This is a genomic window from Amycolatopsis sp. (assembly GCF_035546795.1).
Classification (GTDB): Bacteria; Actinomycetota; Actinomycetes; order Mycobacteriales; family Pseudonocardiaceae; genus Amycolatopsis_E.
Genome location: NZ_DASZWC010000061.1, coordinates 62,508 through 83,624 on the forward strand (window position 1 = coordinate 62,508; position 21,117 = coordinate 83,624).

Sequence of the window (21,117 nt, forward strand, 5' to 3'; positions counted from 1 at the left end):
GAGTGCACGAGAGGGTAGGCAGCCGGATGAGGGTTCGCCGCTGCTCACCCGATCGGGTCAGCCCAGCAGTGCGTCCACGAAGGCATCGGGCTCGAAGGGCGCCAGGTCGTCCGGGCCCTCGCCGAGGCCGACGAGCTTCACCGGCACGCCCAGCTCCCGCTGCACCTGGAACACGATGCCGCCCTTGGCGGTGCCGTCCAGTTTCGTCAGCACGATCCCGGTGACATCGACGACCTCACCGAAAACCCGCGCCTGCACGAGGCCGTTCTGCCCGGTGGTGGCGTCCAGCACCAGCAGCACCTCGTCGACCTTCGCCTGCTTCTCCACCACGCGCTTGACCTTGCCGAGCTCGTCCATCAAGCCGGTCTTGGTGTGCAGCCGCCCGGCGGTGTCGATCAGCACCGCGTCCACGCCGGACTCCACGCCCCGCTTCACCGCGTCGAAAGCGACGGCCGCCGGGTCCGCGCCTTCCTTACCCCGCACGACTTCCGCGCCGACCCGTTCCCCCCAGGTCTGCAGCTGATCGGCCGCCGCCGCGCGGAACGTGTCGGCCGCGCCGAGCACGACCTGGCTGCCCTGCGCGACCAGCACGCGCGCGAGCTTGCCGGTGGTGGTGGTCTTGCCGGTGCCGTTCACACCCGCGACGAGCACGACGGCCGGTTGCTTCTGGCCGTCGACGGTATGCGGCAGCGCGCGCACGGCACGCTCCGACGTGGTCTGCAGCGCCTCTGTCAGCACCTCGTGCAGCAGGGCGCGCGCGTCGTCGGACGTGCGGACCGCGCGGGTGCCGATCTCCGCGCGCAACTTCTCCACGATGTCCGTGGTCGTCGCGGCGCCGAGGTCGGCCACGAGCAGCGTGTCCTCGATGTCCTGCCACGAGTCCTCGTCGAGGTCACCCGCGCCGAGCAGGCCGAGCAGGCTCTGCCCGAACACCGACCGGGACTTCGAGAGCCGGCCGCGCAGCCGCTCGATCCGCCCGTACGCCGGCTCGATCTCTTCGATCTCGGGCTCGGGCGCCGCCTTTTCCTCGGGCAGGCCGACGTCGACGATGCCGCGACGTGGCGAGTCGCGCGGCACCGAGGCGTCGTCCCCGACACCGGGCTGGCCGTCGACCTCGGTACGGTCGGCGACCGGATGTTCGGGGGGCGCCTGCTCGCCACCAGGCGCCAGCGCGATCCCGCCGCCCGCCTGGTAGCCGCCGCCTCTCGGTTTGGCCGTACCCTCCGGCTGCCCGTGCCCGCGCAGGCTGATCCGCCGCCGGCGCGCCACGGTCAGGCCGGTGACCAGCGTGATCGCCAGCAGTACGACGACTACCAGGATGATCCAGAACCAGAGGTTTTGTGCCACGTCGTCATCCTCGCATCCGGGGTCTGACCGGGCCGAACACCCCGGGCTTCCGCCGGCAAAACTCGATTCGGACAAGAAGTCACGACATGCCTTGCATTCACGTGGAAAATGGACTAGACCACTCGCACATGGTGGAGCGTGTGGTCGGCCTGCTGTCGGGCACCTCGGTCGACGGGATCGACGTGGCGGTGGCGGAACTAGGCCTGGCCGGGCACACGATCGAACTGACTCCCTTGGGCCACCGGGAGATCCCGTATCCCGAGGAGCTGCGGGCGGATCTGCTCGCCGCGCTCCCGCCCGCGCCGGTCACCGCGGAGCAGCTCACGAGGCTCGACACCCGCGTCGGTCAGGCCTTCGCCGAAGCCGCGACAGTCTTCGACGCCGACCTCGTCTGTTCGCTCGGCCAGACGTTGTTCCACTGGGTCGAGCACGGGCACGCGCTCGGCACGCTACAGATCGGCGAACCGTCGTGGATCGCCGAGCGGACCGGGCTGCCGGTGGTGTCGAACCTGCGCACTCGTGACGTCGCGGCCGGCGGGCACGGCGCGCCGCTGGCGAGCACGCTGGACCGGTTGTGGTTGCGGGATCTCGCCGACTCGGCCGGGCGGCCGGCGATCGCGCTCAACATCGGCGGGATCGCCAACATCACCGTCGTGCAGCCCGGCGGGGACACGATCGCCTACGACACCGGCCCCGGCAACGCGCTGCTCGATCTGGCCGCATACCGCGCGACCGGGCAGCGAAGCGACATCGACGGCCGGCTCGCCGCGAGCGGCCAGGTGCGCGAGGACCTGCTCGCCCGATTGCTCGCCGAGCCGTATTACTCCGCCGCACCACCGAAATCCACCGGCAAGGAGCTCTTCCACGCCCGCTACCTCGACGCGTTCACCGCGGAGCCGGCAGACCTGCTGGCCACGCTCACCGAGCTGACCGCCCGCACCATCGCCGTCGAATGCGCCCGCTACGGCGCGGCGACGGTCGTGACGTCCGGCGGCGGGGTCGAAAATCCGGTGCTGATGCAGGCACTGGAACGGAACCTGTCCGGCGTGCGTCTGGTCACGAGTGACGAACTGGGCCTGCCACGGGCGGCGAAAGAGGCTTATCTCACCGCCCTGCTCGGCTGGTTGACCTGGCACGGTCTGCCGGGCAACGTGCCGGGCGCGACGGGCGCGCGCGGACCACGGTTGCTGGGCAGCATCACGCCCGGCCACACGCCGCTCGCCCCGCCACCACCACACAGCGCGATCGTTACCCATCTGCGGGTAGCGGCCACTCCGACGGAAGAGTAGGAGAGACGGATGCATCCCGTGGATCTGGCGATCATCGTCGTGTATCTGGCCGCCATGCCCGCGATCGGCGTGCTCGTCGGCCGCAAACAGCGCTCGGCGGCCGACTACTTCATCGGTGAGCGCAATCTGCCGTGGTGGGCGGTGTGTTTCTCGATCGTCGCCACCGAGACCTCGACGCTGACCGTGATCAGCACGCCGGGCCTGATCTGGGCGGCTTCGGGCAACTACAACGGGTTCACGTATCTGCAGCTGCCCTTCGGCTACATCATCGGGCGGACGCTCGTGTCGTTCATCCTGCTTCCCCGGTATTTCAAGGGCAAGCAGTCCACCGCTTACGCGTTCCTCGGTGAGCGCTTCGGCTCGACCATGCAGGGCGTGTCCTCGGTCGCGTTCATCGTCACGCGGCTGCTGGCCGAAGGAGTCCGGCTGTTCGCGGGCGCGATCCCGATCCAGCTGATCCTTTCGCACTACGGGCTGCACACCCAGTACTGGCAGATCGTCGTGGTGCTGACCGCGCTGACCGTCATCTACGCGCTCGTCGGCGGGATCAAGGCCGTGGTGTGGGTGGACGTGATCCAGCTGTCGGTCTACGTCGGCGGTGCGGTGATCGCGCTGATCGTGCTGGCCACCAAGGTTCCCTCGGGCTGGGTCTCGCGCGCCTCGGACGCCGGGGTCTTCAAGCTGTTCGACTTCAACTTTTCCGGGCTGCACCTGCTGACCAGTCAGTACGCGTTCCTCACCGCCGTTGTCGGTGGCGCGATCTTCACCATGGCTTCGCACGGCGCGGACCAGCTGATCGTGCAGCGCTTCCTGGCCTGCCGCAGCGTCAAGGACGGGCGCAAGGCGCTGATCGGCAGCGGGGTCGCGGTGACCATCCAGTTCGCGCTGTTCCTGTTGATCGGGGCGATGTTGTGGGCGCACAACGGGTTCCGCAACTTCAAGGAACTCGGCGTGAAGAGCACCGACGACATCTTCACCAACTTCATCATCGGTGAACTGCCGGTCGGCGTCGCGGGCCTGCTGATCGCGGCGATCCTCGCCTCCACGATGGGCGCGCTGGCGTCGGCGCTCAACGCGCTGTCGAACTCCACGGTCGCCGACCTGTACCAGCGGTTCACCAGCCGCAAGCCCGAGGATTCCAAGCTGCTGCGGCACGGCCGGGTGTGGACGCTCGTGTGGGCCGTGGTGTTCGCGGTGTTCGCCTCGCTGTTCTCCAGCAAGAACAACCCGGTGATCGAACAGGGCCTGTCCATCACCGGCTACACCTACGGCGCGATGCTCGGGGCTTTCCTGCTCGGCTTGTGGATCAAACGCGCGCGGCAGCTGGACGCGATCATCGCCTTCGTCGTGACCGTCGCCGTGATGGCCTACGTGGTGCTCGGCGTGAAGATCCCGCCCTCGCCCGGCGCGAAGCCCGTCGTGCTGGCTTTCCCGTGGTATACGCTGCTCGGCGTCGTGATCACACTCGTGGTGGGCGGCCTGCTGTCGCTGCGGCACCGGACCGTGGACCCGAAGGCCGACGCCGCGAACGTCAAGGAGGCCGAGCCGGTCTAGTGGACGCCAACTTCCTGCTCAGCACCGCCGGGGTGTGTGCCGAGTTCCTGTCCGGGCGGCTGGGCGGTGACTGGAACGCCAAGGTGCCGGGCCAGGAGCGGACGGTCGCCGAGGTGGTCGCGCACATCAGCGACTCCTTGCACGCCTACGCCTTCGACCTCGCCGCGGGCCCCACCGAACTGTCCACTTGGGAGGGTGACGTCCGGCCGAATTCGGCTCGGATGGAGCTGGTGGTCACACTCGGCACCACGGCGAAGCTGCTCGCGGCGGTGGTCGCGGCCAGCTCGCCGGAGTCGCGCGGCTGGCATCCCTGGGGTCCGGCCGACCCGTCCGGCTTCGCCGCGATGGGCTGCGACGAGCTACTCGTGCACACCTACGACGCGGCGCGCGGGCTGGGCGCCGAGTTCACCGCGCCGCCCCGGCTCGCCGCCGCGACGGTCTACCGGCTGTTCCCGTGGGTCCCGACCGACACCGAGCCGTGGCCGACCCTGTTGTGGGCCAACGGCCGCGCCCCACTCGGCGACCGGCCACGCCTGACGAAGTGGACCTGGCACGGCGCGCCCCTGACCGAATGGGACGGCAGCGCGCCGATCGGCTAGTTCTTCGTGGGATGGAAACGGCACGGAGAGAGGGGAACCGCCTCTCTTCGTGGCAAGGTCGGCGGGAGCCACCAGGCCCGCGGCAGGCGTCCCGCGTCCGAGACCGCCGCTGCCGTACTCGTCGGCGAGTCCGAAGACCTCACGGTGAACGGCGAACCGCGCCCAGCGAAGTCCGCGCCTACCTGGCGGGCCATGCCGTGATCATCAATCGCGACAAGGAAATCGACTCGGTCTAGTCCGCCGGGGGCTTGTCCGTCTGGGAGAACACCGTGTACCGGGCGCCCGACCACGCCGGCGCACCGGCGAGCGGTTCCAGCCGCACCTGCACGGCGGCCTTCCCCGCTGTGGCCCAGGCCGGGACGTCGAAGGAATCCTCCAGCCAGCGCGAGAAGGCGTTGCCCAGCGGCTGATACCACTCGCCGACCAGCCGGTCGTCGATGAACACGTTCGCCCGCTGGAAGGCGTTCCGCTGGTCGGAAACCCGGTGCAGGCGCAGGCCCTGGTTCGTCTGGTCGACCTTCGCGGTGAACCGGATCGGCCCGGTCGCCGCGGTGACGCCGCCGGTCACCGGCACCTTGTCGTTCTTGCCCTCGAACGTCGACGTCAGCGTCGTCCTGTTCTCCCCTGCGGCGGAATATCCGTGCAGCGCACGGCTTTGGTCGTCGGCGATGTCCACGACGTCGCTGGTGCTGAGAGACGGCGTGGCCAGCCCGTACCAGTAGGCGGTGGAGCTGTAGTTCGCGGGAATGGCCGATTGGTCACCATGCTCGATGTCGAATTCGACGCCGTTGCCGAAGGACACCGCGTCGGCCATCAGCAGGCGGTAGGCGTTGAGGCAGACGTTCTGGCAGCCATCGGCGCCGGTCTCGTGGCTGACCAGCCCGGCCTGCGGCATCGCATACGGCACGCCTTCTACCGCGCCATCGCGGGCATCCTGGAAATACCAGCCGGACTCGTAGAAATCCTCCGAGCCGGTGCCATGCATCGCGGGACTGGCCGACCCGTCCGGATACATCCGCTCGTCACCTTCGAGGAAGCTCATCGGATGCACGTCCGTGCCCGGCGGGATCCGGCCGCGCATCGTGGTGGTGACGCCGTAGAACACGCCACGTCCTTGGGTGGCCAGGAAGTTCCAGTCCTGCCCTGGCACCGTGTCACCACGATGCCAGGTGGCGTGGAAGTACCCGGCACCATCCATAGTGGACGGAGCGGTGGTCACGTCGAGGCTGCCCGCGGTGACGGGCACGTTCGACGTGTTGACCAGCTCGATCGTCGCGTTCTTGGCATACGGCATCGGCCACCACGACGTGAACGCGCCGTTTTCGGTGGTGTCGATGGACTGGAACAGCGTCCGGGAACCGTATTTGCCCAGGCCGGAGCCGAAGAACTCGCCGACAGGCGCGTCCACCGTGGTCTGCCCGTCGAAGGTGATCCGCAGCCGGAGTCCGTTCAGCAGCGCATCGGCCGAGGCCACCTGCGCGGCGTCGACCGGGTACCGCGACCAGCGCAGCCCCTGCCAGGTCGCGCCGATGACTCGGTAGCCGTGCACGGCCTCGTCACTGACGTGGTCCGGCCCGACGTCGACCAGATCGGTGCGCACCCACTGCCCGCCGATCTTGCTGTGGATCTCGTAGCTGAACTCGTTGAAGTCCAGCGACGAGGAGAGAAACGTGTTGACCACCCGCAACGACGACCGGCCCGCGGTTGCCGATGCCGGGATCTCGATCGCCTGGTCCGCCCACGATCCGGGCTGGGCCGCCCCGCTCGTCCACTCCCCCACCTGTTTCCCGTCGACGCTCAGTGACGCATGTTGATCGGCGATGCCAGGGTCATAACGACGGGTGATGCGGACACCTTGGTTACCGGGTGCGATGGCGGCGTCGAAGGCACTGCTGCCAGGCCCGAACGCCCGCCCGTCGTCGTACACGTCCGGTCCGGCGACGACTTGCGGCAGGCGCAGATCGAGCTCGTCGATCTGCCGGGATCCCTTGGTGGCAGGCAACGTCAGCGCCGCGCCCGGCGCCAGCGCGATGCCCGTGTCCTGCGTCTTCGAACCGACGGCGGGTGGCTTCGGGTCGCGGATGCCGTAGCCGCGCAGCCGCTGGATCACGTCGAGCGCCTTGTCGCTCGGGTCGAAGGTCCGTACGCCCGACGCATCGGCGAACTGCCGGTACGTGACGTGGTAGAAGTGCGGGTTGTTCTGGGTCGTGATCCGCATCGAGCTCGTGTACGGCATCGGCACCTTGATCACCGAGCCGCCCATGGTATCGGCCGAGTTGCCCACCAACGGCCACACGAACGGCGCCCCCTGCGCACCGTTCACTATGTCCTGTAAGGAACCCTGCAGCACCACCCGCCCGTCCAGTTCAACGGTGATCTGCCCGATCCCGGCGACGGAGTTGGCTTCGTAGGTGAACCACATCGACGAGATCTCGCCGGGACTGTGCGCCTCCGCGACGACGCACGCACCGTTCGGCTCGTGGCGTAGGCAGGAGTAGGTGCCGGCGAAGCCGTCGTCGTTGTCGCCGGTGCGGTCGAAGCTGGAGAACTGTTTGACCTGCTCACCGGGGCGCAGTTGCGGCAATGCCGAGAGGGAGCGATACGTCTGCCAGCCGACCGGTCCCTTGGCCGGGACGGGCGGGGTGGCGGTGGCCTGTCCCGGGATGAGCAGGAGCGCGAGCACCAGCCCGACGGCGAGCACGACGAAGGAAGACTTGGGCACGACGGGGACCCCCAGGACTCGATGGCCTGGTAACCGAGTAATCGATTACCGGACAAGTAAAGGTCGCGTTAAACGGAGAGTCCAGCCGCCACCCGAGTGGTCCGAACCACTCACGGACGGTGACTTCAGGAGATCTTCGCTGGGCCGGACGTGCGAACCGGCCACCGCCACCCGGCAACGCAACCAGCGCCTCCACCACGCCGCCGCCCGGCAACGCGACCGCGCCCCCACCACGCCCACATCCGCCGCCCGGCAACGCAACCGCGCCTCACCCCGCCCACACCCCTCCCCCGACCCGATCCTCAGCGCTCTCAGCGGTCGACGTGCCGTGTCAAGGCACCTTTCCCGCCTTGACACGGTGCGGCGACCGTTGAACACTGCGCGATCGGGGCGGGGTGGGGTCACCGAGCGCGCCCTGCGCGCGGCCGTTGCTGTCCCAAGCCGCAACCATTGCCACGCAAGGGAAAAAGATCTCCTCGCCGGAGGGGCAGGCTCAAGGATGGCCAGGGGAACGCAGTCAACTCACGTTGAGTGGGTGGTTGCGTTGTACGGTCATCCCGTCGCCTACTCCCAGGAGTATCACTTTCCCCCGGACCCGCAATCTTGCATTGTCGGGCGTCGGATCTGCGCGAGGTGCGGGCCCGGGGCAAAGTGATTTCGGGGTCGCAGGCGACGGGATGACCACCCAACTTGGTTGGGTAGGTGCCGCTTAAGCGGGCGGCTGGGAGTCCTCGGGGGCTTCGGCCTCGGCGGCGGGAGCGACATCCTCCACGACCGGCTCAACAGCCTCGGCCACCGGCTCCACAGCATCCGCAGCCACCGGCTCGCCGACAGCAGCGTCCTCAGCCGCCACCTCGACCACCGCCACCGGAGCCGTCGAACCGCCCTCTTCGATCTTCTCGGTGCGCAGGCGCTGCGAGATCACCTTGGTAATCCCGTCGCCCTGCATGCTCACGCCGTAGAGCGCGTCGGCGATCTCCATGGTCGGCTTCTGGTGCGTGATGATGATCAGCTGCGACGAGTCCCGCAGCTGCTCGAGCAGGCCGATGAGCCGGCGCATGTTCGTGTCGTCGAGCGCGGCCTCGACCTCGTCCATCACGTAGAACGGTGAAGGCCGGGCGCGGAAGATCGCAACCAGCATGCCGACCGCGACGAGCGACTTCTCGCCACCCGAAAGCAATGACAGCCGCTTGACCTTCTTGCCGGGCGGCCGCGCCTCGACATCCACGCCGGTGGCCAGCATGTCGTTCGGCTCGGTCAGCACCATCCGCCCCTCACCGCCGGGGAACAGGACCGAGAACACCGTCTCGAACTCGCGCGCCACGTCGTAGTAGGCCGACGTGAAGACCTCGAGGATCTTCTCGTCGACCTCCTTGATCACGGTCAGCAGATCCTTACGGGTGGCCTTGAGATCTTCCAGCTGCGTGGACAGGAACTTGTACCGTTCCTCCAGCGCGGCGAACTCTTCCAGCGCCAGCGGGTTGACCTTGCCGAGCAGCGAAAGGTCCTTCTCCGCGCGCTTGGCCCGCCGCTCCTGGGTGGCCCGCTCGAACGGGATCGCGGGCGGGGCAGTCACGGACTCGCCGCGTTCCCTGGCTTCCTCGTACTCGGCCATCTCGGCGGCGCTCGGCGGCACCGGCACGTTAGGGCCGTACTCGGCGACCAGATCGTCAAGGCCGATGCCGAAGTCCTCGCCGATCTTCGTTTCCAGCTGCTCCAGCCGAAGCCGCTGCTCCGCGCGAAGCACCTCGTCCCGGTGCACGGCGTCGGTCAGCTTTTCCAGCTCCCCGGCCAGCTCCCGGACCCGGCTGCGGACCTGCGCGAGAGCGCTTTCCCGGCCTTGCCTGGCGGCCTGCACCTCGTCGCGTTCGACGGCCGCGCGCTGCACCGACAGTTCGATGCGCTCCAGCGCCAGCTCACCGGCATCGACGACGGCGGACGCGATGGACGCGCCCTTCGCCCTTGCGGCACGGGCCTTTTCGGCGCGTTCGCGGGCCTGCTGTTCGGCGTAAGCCGCACGGCGCAACGACTCCGCGCGGCCCGCGATCCCGCGCGCCCGCTCTTCCGCGGTGCGCAGCGCCAAGCGCGCCTCGACCTCTTCCTGCCGGAGGACCGCCAGATCTTCGGCGGCCTGATCGCGCTCGGTGGTGTCCGGGTCCTCGTCCACCGGCTGGTCCGAAACGGCGGCGAGCCGTTCTTCCAGCTCGGCGAGCTTGGTCAGCGCGTCCTCCCGGCTGGCCTCGACCTTCGCCCGCTGCTGGTGCAGCCTGCTGACCTCGGCCTCGGCGGAACGCGCCGCCTGCTGCAGCCGGTTCAGCCGTTCCGACGAGCGCGCCTTGCGAACTTTGGCTTCTCCCAAGGCTTCCTTAGCCTGGCCGACCTCATCGCTGCGTGCCTGCTGCTCCGCGCGGGCGCCTTCCAGCTCCGCGGCCGTGCGCTCCAAGAGCCGTTCCGCCGCGAGCATCCTGTCCTGCGCCTCGTCGACCGCGGCCTGCACCTCGATGACGCTTTCACTGCGCGTGGAGCCGCCGACGGCCCAGTGCGCCCCGAAGACATCGCCTTCGGTGGTCACCGTGCTGACCTCGGGGGACACGGCCACCAGCCGCCGCGCGGCATCCAGACTGTCCACAATGGCCACTCGCTCCAGCGCGCGCTCGACCGCGGGCCGGAGCGCTTCGGGAGCGTTGACCACCTCACGGGCCCAGCGCGCACCCGCCGGCAGCGAGGGCCACGACGAAGTGTCCACTGTGTACTGCTGGCCGCCGAGCAACACTCCGGCACGGCCGGACTCGTTGTCCTTCAAGAACTTCAGCGCCGCCAGGGCATCCTCACCGCCCTGCACCGCCACCGCGTCGGCCACCGGGCCGAGCGCCGCGGCCAGCGCGACCTCGAAGCCCGGCTCCACGGTGAGCAATGCGGCGACCGAACCGAGCAGGCCCGGCAACTGGTCGCTCGCGCCGAGCAGCGCACCCGCGCCGTCCTTGCGCTTGAGGCCCATGGAAAGCGCGTCGACCCGCGCCTTTTCCGAGGCGATGTCCCGCTCCGCGCCGCGCTCGGCCTTCACCAGCTCGTCGACGCGCGCCTTCGCGACGCGGTTCGCTTCGACCGCGCGATCGTGCCGGGCGTGCAGGTCGGCGTCGTCGGATTCCTCCACGCCGCCTTCGGCCTTCGCCTCCTCCAGCTCCTCGACCGCGATCTCGGCACGCGCGGCGGCCTCGTCGATGGAAGCCGACAGCCGGTCGATCTCGTCGGAGGTGGCGCCGTTCTTGCTGCGCAGGGCTTCGACCTGCCCGGTGAGCTTGGCCAGGCCCTCCCGGCGGTCGGCGACCGCGCGCACGGCGGCCATATGCGCCCGCTCGGCGGCCTGCACCGCGTGCTCCAGTTGCTCGCGGCGCTCCACCGTCCGCGACAGCATCGCGCGAGCTTCGGAAACGGCCTCGTTCAACTCTTCTTCGCGCTCGGCTACCTGCTCGGCCTCGGCCAGCATCTCCTCCGGGTCCCGCCCGCTGCTGTGCGTCTCGACCTCGGAGGACAGGTGGCGCTGCCGCTCCACGGCGAGGCGGACCGTGCCGCGCAGCCGCTCGGCCAGCGCGGAGAGCTTGTACCAGGTGTCCTGCGCCGCGGCGAGCTTCGGCGCGTCCTCGGCGAGCAGCGCGTCGAGCTGGTTCTCTTCCGCGCCAACGATTTCCAGCGCCTGCTCGACCTCCGCGCGGCGGGCGCGGGCCCTCTGCTCGTCGGCCTCTTCCCGCGCGATCGCACCGCGCTGGGTGACCAGGTCGTCGGCCATCAGGCGCAGCCGCGCGTCACGCAACTCCGCCTGCACCGACTGCGCTTTGCGGGCGATCTCGGCCTGCTTGCCCAGCGGCTTGAGCTGACGGCGCAGCTCCGCCGTCAGGTCACCGAGGCGGTCCAGGTTGCCCTGCATCGAGGTGAGCTTGCGCAGCGCCTTTTCCTTGCGCTTGCGGTGTTTCAGTACACCCGCGGCCTCTTCGATGAAGGCGCGGCGCTCTTCGGGCTTGGATTCGAGGATCTGGGAGAGCTGCCCCTGCCCGACGATGACGTGCATCTCGCGGCCGATGCCGGAGTCCGAGAGCAGTTCCTGGATGTCCAGCAGGCGGCAGGAACTGCCGTTGATCTCGTACTCGCTCGCGCCGTCGCGGAACATCCGGCGGGTGATCGAGACCTCGGTGTAGTCGATCGGCAGCGCGCCGTCGACATTGTCGATCGTGAGGGTGACTTCGGCGCGGCCCAGCGGGGCGCGGCCGGAGGTGCCGGCGAAGATGACGTCTTCCATCTTGCCGCCGCGCAGATCCTTCGCGCCCTGCGTGCCCATCACCCAGCGCAACGCGTCGAGCACGTTCGACTTGCCCGACCCGTTCGGGCCGACAACACAGGTGATCCCCGGCTCGAACCGCAAGGTGGTAGCCGAGGCGAAGGACTTGAAGCCCTTCAGCGTCAAGCTTTTCAGGTGCACGTGGCGGAGACCTCTCCGGTGCTGCGAATCATTCCCAGATCGGCCGAGTCTACCGAGGCGCCCCGGGCGATCGCGGGACGCTCACCCCGGCCCGGCGTGCCGCCCGACTCTCCTGTCACAGAAGCCTCAGCAACCCCACGAGCACCGGAGCAAGGTACGTTTGCTCCGGTGCTCAGCGCTCTTCGAAGCCGTCGAGGCCGCCGAGGGCTTCGGACCAGCGTTCGACCACCTGATCCACCCATCCAGGTGACGAAGTTGACCTTAAAAGAGACAACAACTGCTCACAGTGATCTTTGGGCCCTTCCGCCACAACCTCGACCCGGCCGTCGCGCAGGTTGCCCGCGCTGCCGACCAGGCCCAGCTCCAGGGCGCGGCACCGAGTCCACCAGCGGAAACCGACACCCTGCACGCGTCCGCTCACCCAGGCTGTCAGTCGTACGTCCTCGCTCACGGCCCACATGCTGCCCCACCGGCCCGACTCCGCACAGTTAACCCTGGGCGCCGTCCCGCTCGCAGACCGTTAGCGGACGGTGCTAAGGTGCCCGTCGGGTCCACCGTCCGGGCTAACACTCCCGGGCAGCACCGGCCGAAATTCCTCAGCAAGGAGCCACAATGGCCCATTTGGGGTCACGTTCGGGTCAACGCACCGAGGTGTCACCGCCGCGCGATCCGGCGTCACGCGTGAAGCGCAGCGGATACGTCCTGCTCGCGGCGAGCGGCGTCGTCCTCGCCACCGCGTTCGGCGGGATCGCCGAGCTCGCATCGCCTTCGCCTTCCGCCGCGGACAGTGCCAGCGGCGGCAACAGCAACCCCGCGGGGCCGCAGCTCATCCCGGGCAGCGCCGTGCCGGGCACGATCAGCGACGCCGCGCTGCCGGACTCGACCTCGCCGACCGCGGTGGTCAGTGTCGGGCCGGACGGTCGGCCGACCGTGACGATCCTGCCGCCCGCCGGTTCGTCGGCAGCGCCCGTGACGCTCCCGCCGGGCAGCCCGATCCCGCCCGGCAGCACCGTTATCACGACTCCGGGCACCTCGACCACGACCGGCCGCAGCGACACCACCACGCCGCCGACCAGCAAGACGACTACGCCGCCGCCGCCGACCAGCAAGTCGACGACGACGCCGCCGGATTCCTCCACCCCGACCACGGAACCGACGACCGCGCCGAGCGACAGCTCCACCGGTGGCACGACGTCCAGTGGCGGTTCGACCAACCCGACTTAACCCTCGAAACGGTAACCCATCCCGGGCTCGGTCAGCAGATGCCGAGGCCGGGATGGTTCTTTTTCGAGCTTTCTCCGCAGCTGCGCCAGATACACCCGCAGGTAGTGCGTCTCGTTCTCGTACGTCGGGCCCCACACCTCGCGCAGCAGCTGCTTCTGCGACACCAGCCGGCCGCGGTTGCGCACCAGCAGCTCCAGCACGGCCCATTCCGTCTTCGTCAGGTGGACCTCGCGCCCGTCCGCCTGTGCCTTCTTCGCCACCAGGTCGAGGGTGAAGGAATCGGTGCGCACCATGGCATCCAGGTCGTCCGAAGTGGACACCGCGGACCTGCGCACGGCGGCGCGCAGGCGGGCCAGCAGCTCGTCCATGCCGAAGGGCTTGGTGACGTAGTCGTCCGCGCCGGCGTCGAGCGCGTGCACCTTGTCCAGCGAGTCGCCGCGCGCCGACAGCACGATGATCGGCACCGTGGTCCAGCCGCGCAGGCCGGCGATCACCTCGTTGCCGTCCATGTCCGGCAGCCCGAGGTCGAGCACCACGACATCCGGTTTTGTGTCGGCCACCGCCCGCAGCGCGGCCGCGCCGTCGTGCGCCGTCACCACCTTGTACCCGCGCGCCGACAGGTTGATCCGCAGCGCGCGCACGATCTGCGGTTCGTCGTCGACCACGAGCACGGTCGCGTTCGTCATCGCACCCGCTCCTCGTTCTTCCACACCGGCAGCGAAATGACGATCGTCAGCCCACCACCAGGCGTGTCCTCCGCTCTGATCGTGCCACCCATCGCTTCGGTGAACCCCTTGGCCACGGACAGGCCCAGCCCGATCCCCGCCACCGCCGCCCGATCCCCGAGCCGCTGGAACGGCGCGAAAGCCGACTCCGCCGTGCCCTTCTTCAGCCCGCGGCCGTGGTCCACAACACGCAACTCGCCGTAGTCGGCATAGGCACTCGCCCGCACCGACACCGGTTCCGCACCCTTGCCGTGCCGCAACGCGTTGTCGAGCACGTTCGCCACCACGCGCTCCAGCAGGCCCGCGTCGGCCACCACCGCGGGCAGGTGCTCGCTCACGTCCACCACCACCGACTTCGATCCATCCACATTGGACAGTGCGGTGGCGACCACCTCGTCGTACCCGACCGGGCGCAGCCGGGTGCGCACCGCGCCGGTCGCCAGGCGCGACGAGTCCAGCAGGTTGTCCACCAGTCCGGTCAGCCGGTCGGTGGATTCCTCAGCCGTGGCAAGGAGTTCCTCGGTGTCCTCCGGTGAAAGCTCGATGTCGTGCGCCCGCAGGCTGCCGATCGCGGCCTTGATCGACGTCAAGGGTGTGCGCAGGTCGTGGCCGAGCGCGGACAACAGCGCCGTGCGCAGTTCGGTGGCCTCCGCCTTTCGCTCCGCGCGGGCCGTCGCGGCCGCCATCCGTTGCTGCCGCAACGCGAGCAAGGCCTGCCCCGCCGCGGCCTCCAGCACCCGCCGGTCCGTCGCCGGCAGCGCCCGGCCGCGCAGGGTCAGGTGCACGTCGGCGGTCACCGGGATGTCGACGTCGGCCTGATCGGGTTCGCCGCACGGATCCGGCCCGCACTCCTCCACCCGCTGCCACACGCCGTCCTGCTTTTCCAGCAGGCTCACCGATTCCAGCCCGAAGTTCTCCCGCACCTTCTCCAGCAGACGCGGCAGCGGCGCGGTGTTCGTCAGCACCGTCCGCGCGTACGACGCCAGCAGCGACGCCTCCGTGCGTGCCTCCGCGGCCTGCTTCGCGCGACGCGCGGCGGAATCCACGACCAACGCCACCAGCCCGCCCACGAGCACCATCGCGACCAGCGTGATCACGTTGCTCTGCGCGTGCACAGTCAGCGTGTACAGCGGCTCGGTGAAGAAGAAATTGAGCAGCCCCGCCGACAACGCCGCCGCGAGTATCGCCGGACCGAGCCCGCCGACCAGCGCGACGATCACGGTCGCCAGGAAGTACGTGACCACGTCGGTGGAGAAGTCCAGCTGGTGCCGCAGCCACACGCCGATCAGCGTGGCCAGCGCCGGCAAGAGGACCGACAGCACCCAGCCGACCAGCAGCCGCGAGGGTTTCAACGGACTGTGCCGTTCCAGCCAGGCGTGCAGCCTGCCGCTGGCCTCGGCGTGCGTGACCATGTGCACGTCGATGGTGCCGGACTGCTGCACGACCGACGCGCCGATGCCCTGGTCGAACAACCGCGCCAGCCGCGAGCGCCGGGAGGTGCCGAGCACCAGCTGGGTCGCGTTGACCCCGCGGGCGAAATCCAGCAGCGCCGTCGGCACGTCGTCGCCGACCACCGTGTGGAAGGTGGCACCGACAGACTCCGTGAGCTTGCGGTACCGGCCGAGTTCGGCGGGCCCCAGCCCGGACAGCCCGTCGCCGCGCAGCACATGCAACACCAGCAGCTCGGCTCCGGCCCGCGCGGCGATACGGCTGGCGCGCTGGATGAGCGTCTCGCTCTCGGGCCCGCCGGTGATGGACACGACGACCCGCTCGCGCGTCTCCCAGGTGTCGGTGATCCGTTGCTGCGCGCGGTATCGCTGCAACGCGACGTCCACCTGGTCGGCCACCCACAGCAGCGCCAGCTCGCGCAGCGCGGTGAGGTTCCCCGGCCGGAAGTAGTTGCCCAGCGCGGCGTCGATCCGTTCGGCTGGGTAGACGTTGCCGTGCGCGAGCCGGCGCCGCAGCGCCTCCGGGGTGATGTCGATCAGCTCCACCTGCTCGGCCTTGCGCACGATCTCGTCCGGCACCGTTTCCTGTTGCGGCACACCGGTGATCTTCTCGACCACGTCGTTGAGGCTCTGCAGGTGCTGCACGTTCACCGTGGACAGCACGTCGATGCCGGCCTCGATCAGCTCCTGCACGTCCTGCCAGCGCTTTTCGTTGCGGGAACCGGGAATGTTGGTGTGCGCCAGCTCGTCCACCACGGCCACTTCGGGCCGGCGGGCGAGGATCGCGTCCACGTCCATCTCGGTGAACTCGCGCCCACGGTGGGTGCCCTCGCGGCGCGGCACCACCTCCAGCCCGGTCACCAGGTCCGCCGTCTTCTTGCGGCCGTGCGTTTCGACCAGGCCGACCACCACGTCGGTGCCGCGCTCCTTGCGGCGCCATGCTTCACCGAGCATGGCGAAGGTCTTGCCAACGCCAGGAGCCGCGCCGAGGTAGATGCGGAGCTCTCCGCGGCGCGGTCTGTCCTGCACTTCGTCCACGGGTTCAGTGTGCCCCCGCCGCGGCGACCGCGAGGTTCAGCTCCAGCACGTTCACCCCGGGGATCCCGATGCCGTACCCCGTGGTGTGCTGCTCGATGAGCTGCCTGACCACGCTCTCGGCCACCCCGCTGTTGCGGGCGACACGCGCGGCCTGCAAATCGGCGTAGGCGACGCTGATCGTCGGATCGAGACCGGAAGCCGAGGCGGTGACCGCGTCGGCGGGCACGGCGTCCGGTGCGACGCCTTCGCGCTGCGCGATCGCGGCCTTGCGTTCCTGGATCGTGGCGACCAGATCGGGGTTGAACCCGCTCTTGTTGGAACCACCGGACGCGGGCAGGCTCGCCGCCGACGGCCGGGTGTGGAAGTACGGGTCGTGCGCGGGATCGGCGGCCACCGGGTCGATCCCGATCAGCGACGAACCCACCGCCTGCCCGTCCACGGTGACCACCGAACCCTCGGCGTTGGACTGCAGGCCGGGGATCCGGGACACGGCCCAGACCCCGAGCGGGTAGATCACGCCGAGCAGCACCGTGAACACCAGCAGCACCCGCAGCCCGGCCGAGGTCTGCTTGAGTAGCGTCTTGAACACCAGTTCACCCGATTCCCGGAATGAGGCGGACCACCAGGTCCACCAGCCAGATGCCGAGGAACGGCGTGACGATCCCGCCGACGCCGTAGATCAGCAGATTTCGCCGCAGCAGCGCCGAAGCGCTCGACGGCCGGTACCGCACCCCGCGCAGCGCCAGCGGGATCAGCGCGACGATGATCAGCGCGTTGAAGATCACCGCCGACAGGATCGCCGACTGCGGCGAGTGCAGGTGCATGATGTTGAGCCCGCCCAGCTGCGGATAGATGGCCACGAACATCGCGGGCAGGATCGCGAAGTACTTCGCGAGGTCGTTGGCCACGCTGAAGGTGGTCAGCGCGCCGCGGGTGATCAGCAGCTGCTTGCCGATCTCCACGATCTCGATCAGCTTGGTGGGGTTGGAGTCCAGGTCCACCATGTTCCCGGCCTCCTTGGCGGCCGAGGTGCCGGTGTTCATCGCGACGCCGACGTCCGAGGCGGCCAGCGCGGGAGCGTCGTTGGTGCCGTCGCCGGTCATCGCGACGAGCCGCCCGCCCTCCTGTTCCTTGTGGATCAGGGCCATCTTGTCCTCAGGTTTGGCCTCGGCGAGGTAGTCGTCCACCCCGGCGTCGGCCGCGATCGCCTTGGCGGTCAGCGGGTTGTCGCCGGTGATCATCACCGTCCGGATGCCCATCGTGCGCAGCTCGGCGAACCGCTCGCGCATCCCGGGCTTGACCACGTCCGACAGCCGGATCACGCCGTGCACCACGGTGTTCTCCGCGACCACCAGCGGCGTGCCGCCCTGCGCGCTGATCTCGTCGACCACGCGCTCGGTCTCGTCCGGGAACCGGCCGCCGTTGCTTCGCACCCACGCGCGCACCGCGCTGGCGGCGCCCTTGCGGATCTGCCGGTCGCCGATGTCGATGCCGCTCATCCGGGTCTGCGCGGTGAAAGGCACGAACTCGCCGTGCTCGTCCTGTCCCGCGGCGGATTCGGTCAGCTCGACGATGCTGCGCCCTTCGGGGGTTTCGTCGGCGAGGCTGGCCAGCCGCGCGGCGCGGGCGAGTTCGTCCGGAGTGGACGATCCGACCGTGATCAGCTCGGTGGCCTTGCGGTTGCCGAAGGTGATGGTGCCGGTCTTGTCCAGCAACAGGGTCGACACGTCGCCGGCGGCTTCCACCGCGCGGCCGGACGTGGCGAGTACGTTGCGCTGCACCAGCCGGTCCATGCCCGCGATGCCGATCGCGGACAGCAGCGCGCCGATCGTCGTCGGGATCAGGCAGACCAGCAGCGCGGTCAGCACGATCACCGACTGCTCGTTGCCGGAGTACCGCGCCATCGGCTGCAGCGCGACGACCGCGAGCAGGAAGATGATCGTCAGCGTGGAGAGCAGGATCGTCAACGCGATCTCGTTGGGCGTCTTCTGCCGGGAAGCGCCTTCCACCAAGGCGATCATGCGGTCCACAAAGGACTCACCGGGTTTGGTGGTGATCCGCACGACGATCCGGTCGGACAGTACCGTGGTACCGCCGGTGACCGCGGACCGGTCGCCGCCGGACTCCCGGATCACGGGCGCGGACTCACCGGTGATGGCCGATTCGTCCACCGTCGCGATGCCCTCGACCACGTCGCCGTCACCGGGGATCAGTTCCCCGGCCTCGACGACCACGAGGTCGCCGACGCGCAGCTCGACGCCGGGCACCTGCACTTCACCACCGTCGGCGAGCCGACGCGCGATCGTCTCCTTCTTGGTGCGGCGCAAGGATTCCGCCTGCGCCTTGCCGCGACCCTCGGCTACCGCTTCGGCCAGGTTCGCGAACACGACGGTGAACCACAGCCACAGTGCGATGCCGATGGTGAACACGCCCGGCTGGGCGATCGCGAACACGGTGGTGAGCACGGAACCGACCCACACCACGAACATGACGGGGTTGTGCAGCTGGTGCTTCGGGTTGAGCTTGCGCAGCGCGTCGGGCACCGACTTCCACAGCTGCGCGACGTTGAACGCGCCGGCGCCGACGCGCGCCGGTTCCCCCGTGGCCACGGGTTTTTCTTCGGTGATGGTCATGCGCCCTCCTCTTCGGACGCGGCAAGCCGCGGCTGTGTCATTGCATCGGGCAGCACGGCGCCCGATGATTCGCTCGCAAGCTCGCTCATGCCAGTGCCTCCGCGATCGGGCCCAGCGCGAGCGCCGGGATGAACGTCAGCGCCGCGACGAGGACGATGGTGCCGGCCAGCAGGGAGCCGAACATCGGCCCGGTGGTCGGCAGGGTGCCCGCGGTCTCGGGCACCTTCTTCTGCTGTGCCAGCGATCCGGCAAGGCACAGCGTCGCCAGGATCGGGATGAACCTGCCGAGCAGCATCGCCACGCCGAGCGTGGACTGGAACCAGTTGCCGGTGACCGTGATCCCGGCGAACGCGCTGCCGTTGTTGTTGGCGGTGGACGCGTAGGCGTAGAGCACTTCGGACAGCCCGTGCGCACCGCCGTTGCCCAGCGCGGAAGCCGTGCTGGGCATCAGCAACGCGGCTCCGGTGCCCAGCAGCACCAGTGCCGGCATCGCCAGTATCGAGATCGCCGCGGCGGTGACTTCACGCCTGCCGAGCTTCTTGCCCAGGTACTCCGGGGTGCGGCCGACCATCAGCCCGGCGAGGAACATCGCGATGATCGCCACCACGAGGATCCCGTAGAGCCCGGTCCCGACACCGCCGGGCGCCACCTCGCCGAGCAGGATGTTCAGCAGTGGCGCGCCGCCGCCGAGGCCGGTGAAACTGTCGTGCATCGAGTTCACCGCGCCCGTGGACGTGCCGGTGGTGCTCGTGGCGAACAGCGACGAAGCCGAGAGCCCGAACCGCTGTTCCTTGCCTTCGAGGTTCGCACCCGCCAGCAACGCGGCGGGGCCGTTCGGGTGCGTCTCGGCCCACCAGGTCACGGCCAGCAGCGCCGCCCAGATCCCGCCCATCACCGAAACCAGCACGTAACCCTGCTTGCGGTTGCCGATGAGGGTGCCGAAGGTGCGGGTCAGCGAAACCGGGATCACCAGGAGCAGGAAGATCTCGAGGAGATCGGTCCAGGCGTTGGGGTTCTCGAAGGGATGCGCGGAGTTGGCGTTGAAGATGCCGCCGCCGTTGGTGCCGAGCTCCTTGATCGCCTCCTGGCTCGCGGCCGGCGCCAGCGCCACGTTGCCGCTCGCGGTGTCCACTCCGGACTTGAGGCTCTGCGTGACGCCGAGCGCGATCAGCACGAGCGCGAAGATCGCCGCCATCGGCAGCAGGATCCGCACGGTGCCACGGGTCAGGTCGACCCAGAAGTTGCCGAGCCGGTCGGTCTGCCGCCGCCGGAACCCCCGGATCAGCGCGATCGCGACCGCGAGACCGACCCCGGCGGAGAGGAAGTTCTGCACCGTCAGCCCGGCCATCTGCACCGTGTCGCCGAGAACCTGTTCCGGCACATAGGACTGCCAGTTCGTGTTGGTGACGAAGCTGACCGCGGTGTTGAAGGCGGTGGCGGGGTTGACCGAGCCGCGGCCGAAGCTCAGCGGAAGCACGGATTGCAGGCGCTGCAACAGATACAGCAACACGACCGAGACGAACGAGAAGCCGAGCACGCCCATGGCGTAAACCGGCCAGCGCTGTTCGGAATCCGGTTTCACGCGGAAGAGCCGGTACATCCCGCGTTCGAGCGCAAGGTGCTTTTCGCCGGTGAACACCCTGGCCATGTAGTCGCCGAGCGGTTTCCAGGCCAGCGCGAGCGCGGCGAGCAGGATGCCGGCCTGTACCAGGCCGGCGGCGAGGTCACTCATCTAGAACTTCTCCGGCCTGATCAGCGCGACGAACAGATAGACGATCAATCCGAGTGCCAGCACGCCACCGACGACGTTGGCCACGACCCCTGCGCCGGTCACGCGCTCGCCTCGCTCCGCTCGGCAGGCCCGTGACCGGGCCGAGCGGTGTTGAATGGTTCACTCGCAAGCTCGTTCACAGTTTCTCCAGCCCACGCAAGGTGAGTGCCAGTACGCCGAACACGGCGATCAGCAGCACGGCGTACAGCAAGTCAGCCACTTCGCACCTCTCTCAGCGGGTCACCCCTACTGGTGACCGCTCCGGTGACACTGTGCGGCCGCGGCACCGATGG

General features: G+C 69.2%; 14 protein-coding genes. 3 read left to right on the forward strand and 11 right to left on the reverse strand.

Features of this window, described 5'->3' with window-relative positions; all coding sequences use genetic code 11:
- Positions 1-57 precede the first annotated feature (57 nt).
- Entirely contained in the window at positions 58-1,347 is a 1,290-nt protein-coding gene (gene ftsY / locus VHD82_RS31455; protein WP_325712250.1) for a signal recognition particle-docking protein FtsY, read from the reverse strand.
- Positions 1,348-1,475: 128 nt separating this feature from the next.
- Here ftsY and VHD82_RS31460 point away from each other — a divergent pair, with 128 nt between their 5' ends.
- Genes VHD82_RS31460 through VHD82_RS31470 form a run of 3 tightly spaced genes read left to right on the forward strand, consistent with a single transcriptional unit; the run spans position 1,476 to position 4,789 of the window.
- Positions 1,476-2,636, forward strand: coding sequence for an anhydro-N-acetylmuramic acid kinase (locus VHD82_RS31460; RefSeq protein WP_325712252.1), 1,161 nt, complete (start codon positions 1,476-1,478; stop codon positions 2,634-2,636).
- A 9-nt stretch (positions 2,637-2,645) separates the two neighbouring features.
- Positions 2,646-4,190, forward strand: a complete 1,545-nt coding sequence (locus VHD82_RS31465; RefSeq protein ID WP_325712254.1) for a sodium:solute symporter — start codon at positions 2,646-2,648, stop codon at positions 4,188-4,190.
- A complete protein-coding gene (locus VHD82_RS31470) occupies positions 4,190-4,789 on the forward strand; it encodes a maleylpyruvate isomerase N-terminal domain-containing protein (RefSeq protein WP_325712256.1) in 600 nt (199 codons plus the stop codon). Before VHD82_RS31465 ends, VHD82_RS31470 begins: the two co-directional genes overlap by 1 nt.
- Before the next feature lie 232 nt (positions 4,790-5,021).
- Here the strand turns inward: VHD82_RS31470 and VHD82_RS31475 are convergent, their stop codons facing one another.
- The 10 genes from VHD82_RS31475 to kdpF all read right to left on the reverse strand — a co-directional run bounded on the left by VHD82_RS31475 (position 5,022) and on the right by kdpF (position 20,887).
- Positions 5,022-7,511, reverse strand: coding sequence for a glycoside hydrolase family 172 protein (locus VHD82_RS31475; protein ID WP_325712258.1), 2,490 nt, complete (start codon positions 7,509-7,511; stop codon positions 5,022-5,024).
- Between the two features lie 709 nt (positions 7,512-8,220).
- On the reverse strand, positions 8,221-11,985 hold the full coding sequence (smc, locus tag VHD82_RS31480; RefSeq protein ID WP_325712260.1) for a chromosome segregation protein SMC: 3,765 nt from the start codon (positions 11,983-11,985) through the stop codon (positions 8,221-8,223).
- A gap of 172 nt (positions 11,986-12,157) precedes the next feature.
- Positions 12,158-12,445, reverse strand: a complete 288-nt coding sequence (locus VHD82_RS31485; protein ID WP_325712262.1) for an acylphosphatase — start codon at positions 12,443-12,445, stop codon at positions 12,158-12,160.
- Between the two features lie 178 nt (positions 12,446-12,623).
- The gene (locus VHD82_RS31490; protein WP_325712263.1) at positions 12,624-13,199 is read right to left on the reverse strand and encodes a hypothetical protein; all 576 of its coding nucleotides are present in this window, start codon (positions 13,197-13,199) and stop codon (positions 12,624-12,626) included.
- Between the two features lie 6 nt (positions 13,200-13,205).
- A complete protein-coding gene (locus tag VHD82_RS31495; protein ID WP_325712265.1) occupies positions 13,206-13,895 on the reverse strand; it encodes a response regulator in 690 nt (229 codons plus the stop codon).
- The gene (locus VHD82_RS31500; RefSeq protein ID WP_325712266.1) at positions 13,892-16,420 is read right to left on the reverse strand and encodes a sensor histidine kinase KdpD; all 2,529 of its coding nucleotides are present in this window, start codon (positions 16,418-16,420) and stop codon (positions 13,892-13,894) included. The genes VHD82_RS31495 and VHD82_RS31500 overlap by 4 nt, the downstream gene beginning before the upstream one ends.
- Positions 16,421-16,424: 4 nt before the next feature.
- On the reverse strand, positions 16,425-17,009 hold the full coding sequence (locus VHD82_RS31505) for a potassium-transporting ATPase subunit C (protein ID WP_325712268.1): 585 nt from the start codon (positions 17,007-17,009) through the stop codon (positions 16,425-16,427).
- 4 nt (positions 17,010-17,013) lie between these two features.
- The gene (kdpB, locus tag VHD82_RS31510; protein ID WP_325712269.1) at positions 17,014-19,053 is read right to left on the reverse strand and encodes a potassium-transporting ATPase subunit KdpB; all 2,040 of its coding nucleotides are present in this window, start codon (positions 19,051-19,053) and stop codon (positions 17,014-17,016) included.
- 85 nt (positions 19,054-19,138) lie between these two features.
- A complete protein-coding gene (kdpA, locus tag VHD82_RS31515; RefSeq protein ID WP_325712271.1) occupies positions 19,139-20,785 on the reverse strand; it encodes a potassium-transporting ATPase subunit KdpA in 1,647 nt (548 codons plus the stop codon).
- A complete protein-coding gene (gene kdpF / locus VHD82_RS31520; protein ID WP_325712273.1) occupies positions 20,786-20,887 on the reverse strand; it encodes a K(+)-transporting ATPase subunit F in 102 nt (33 codons plus the stop codon).
- Between the last annotated feature and the right edge of the window lie 230 nt (positions 20,888-21,117).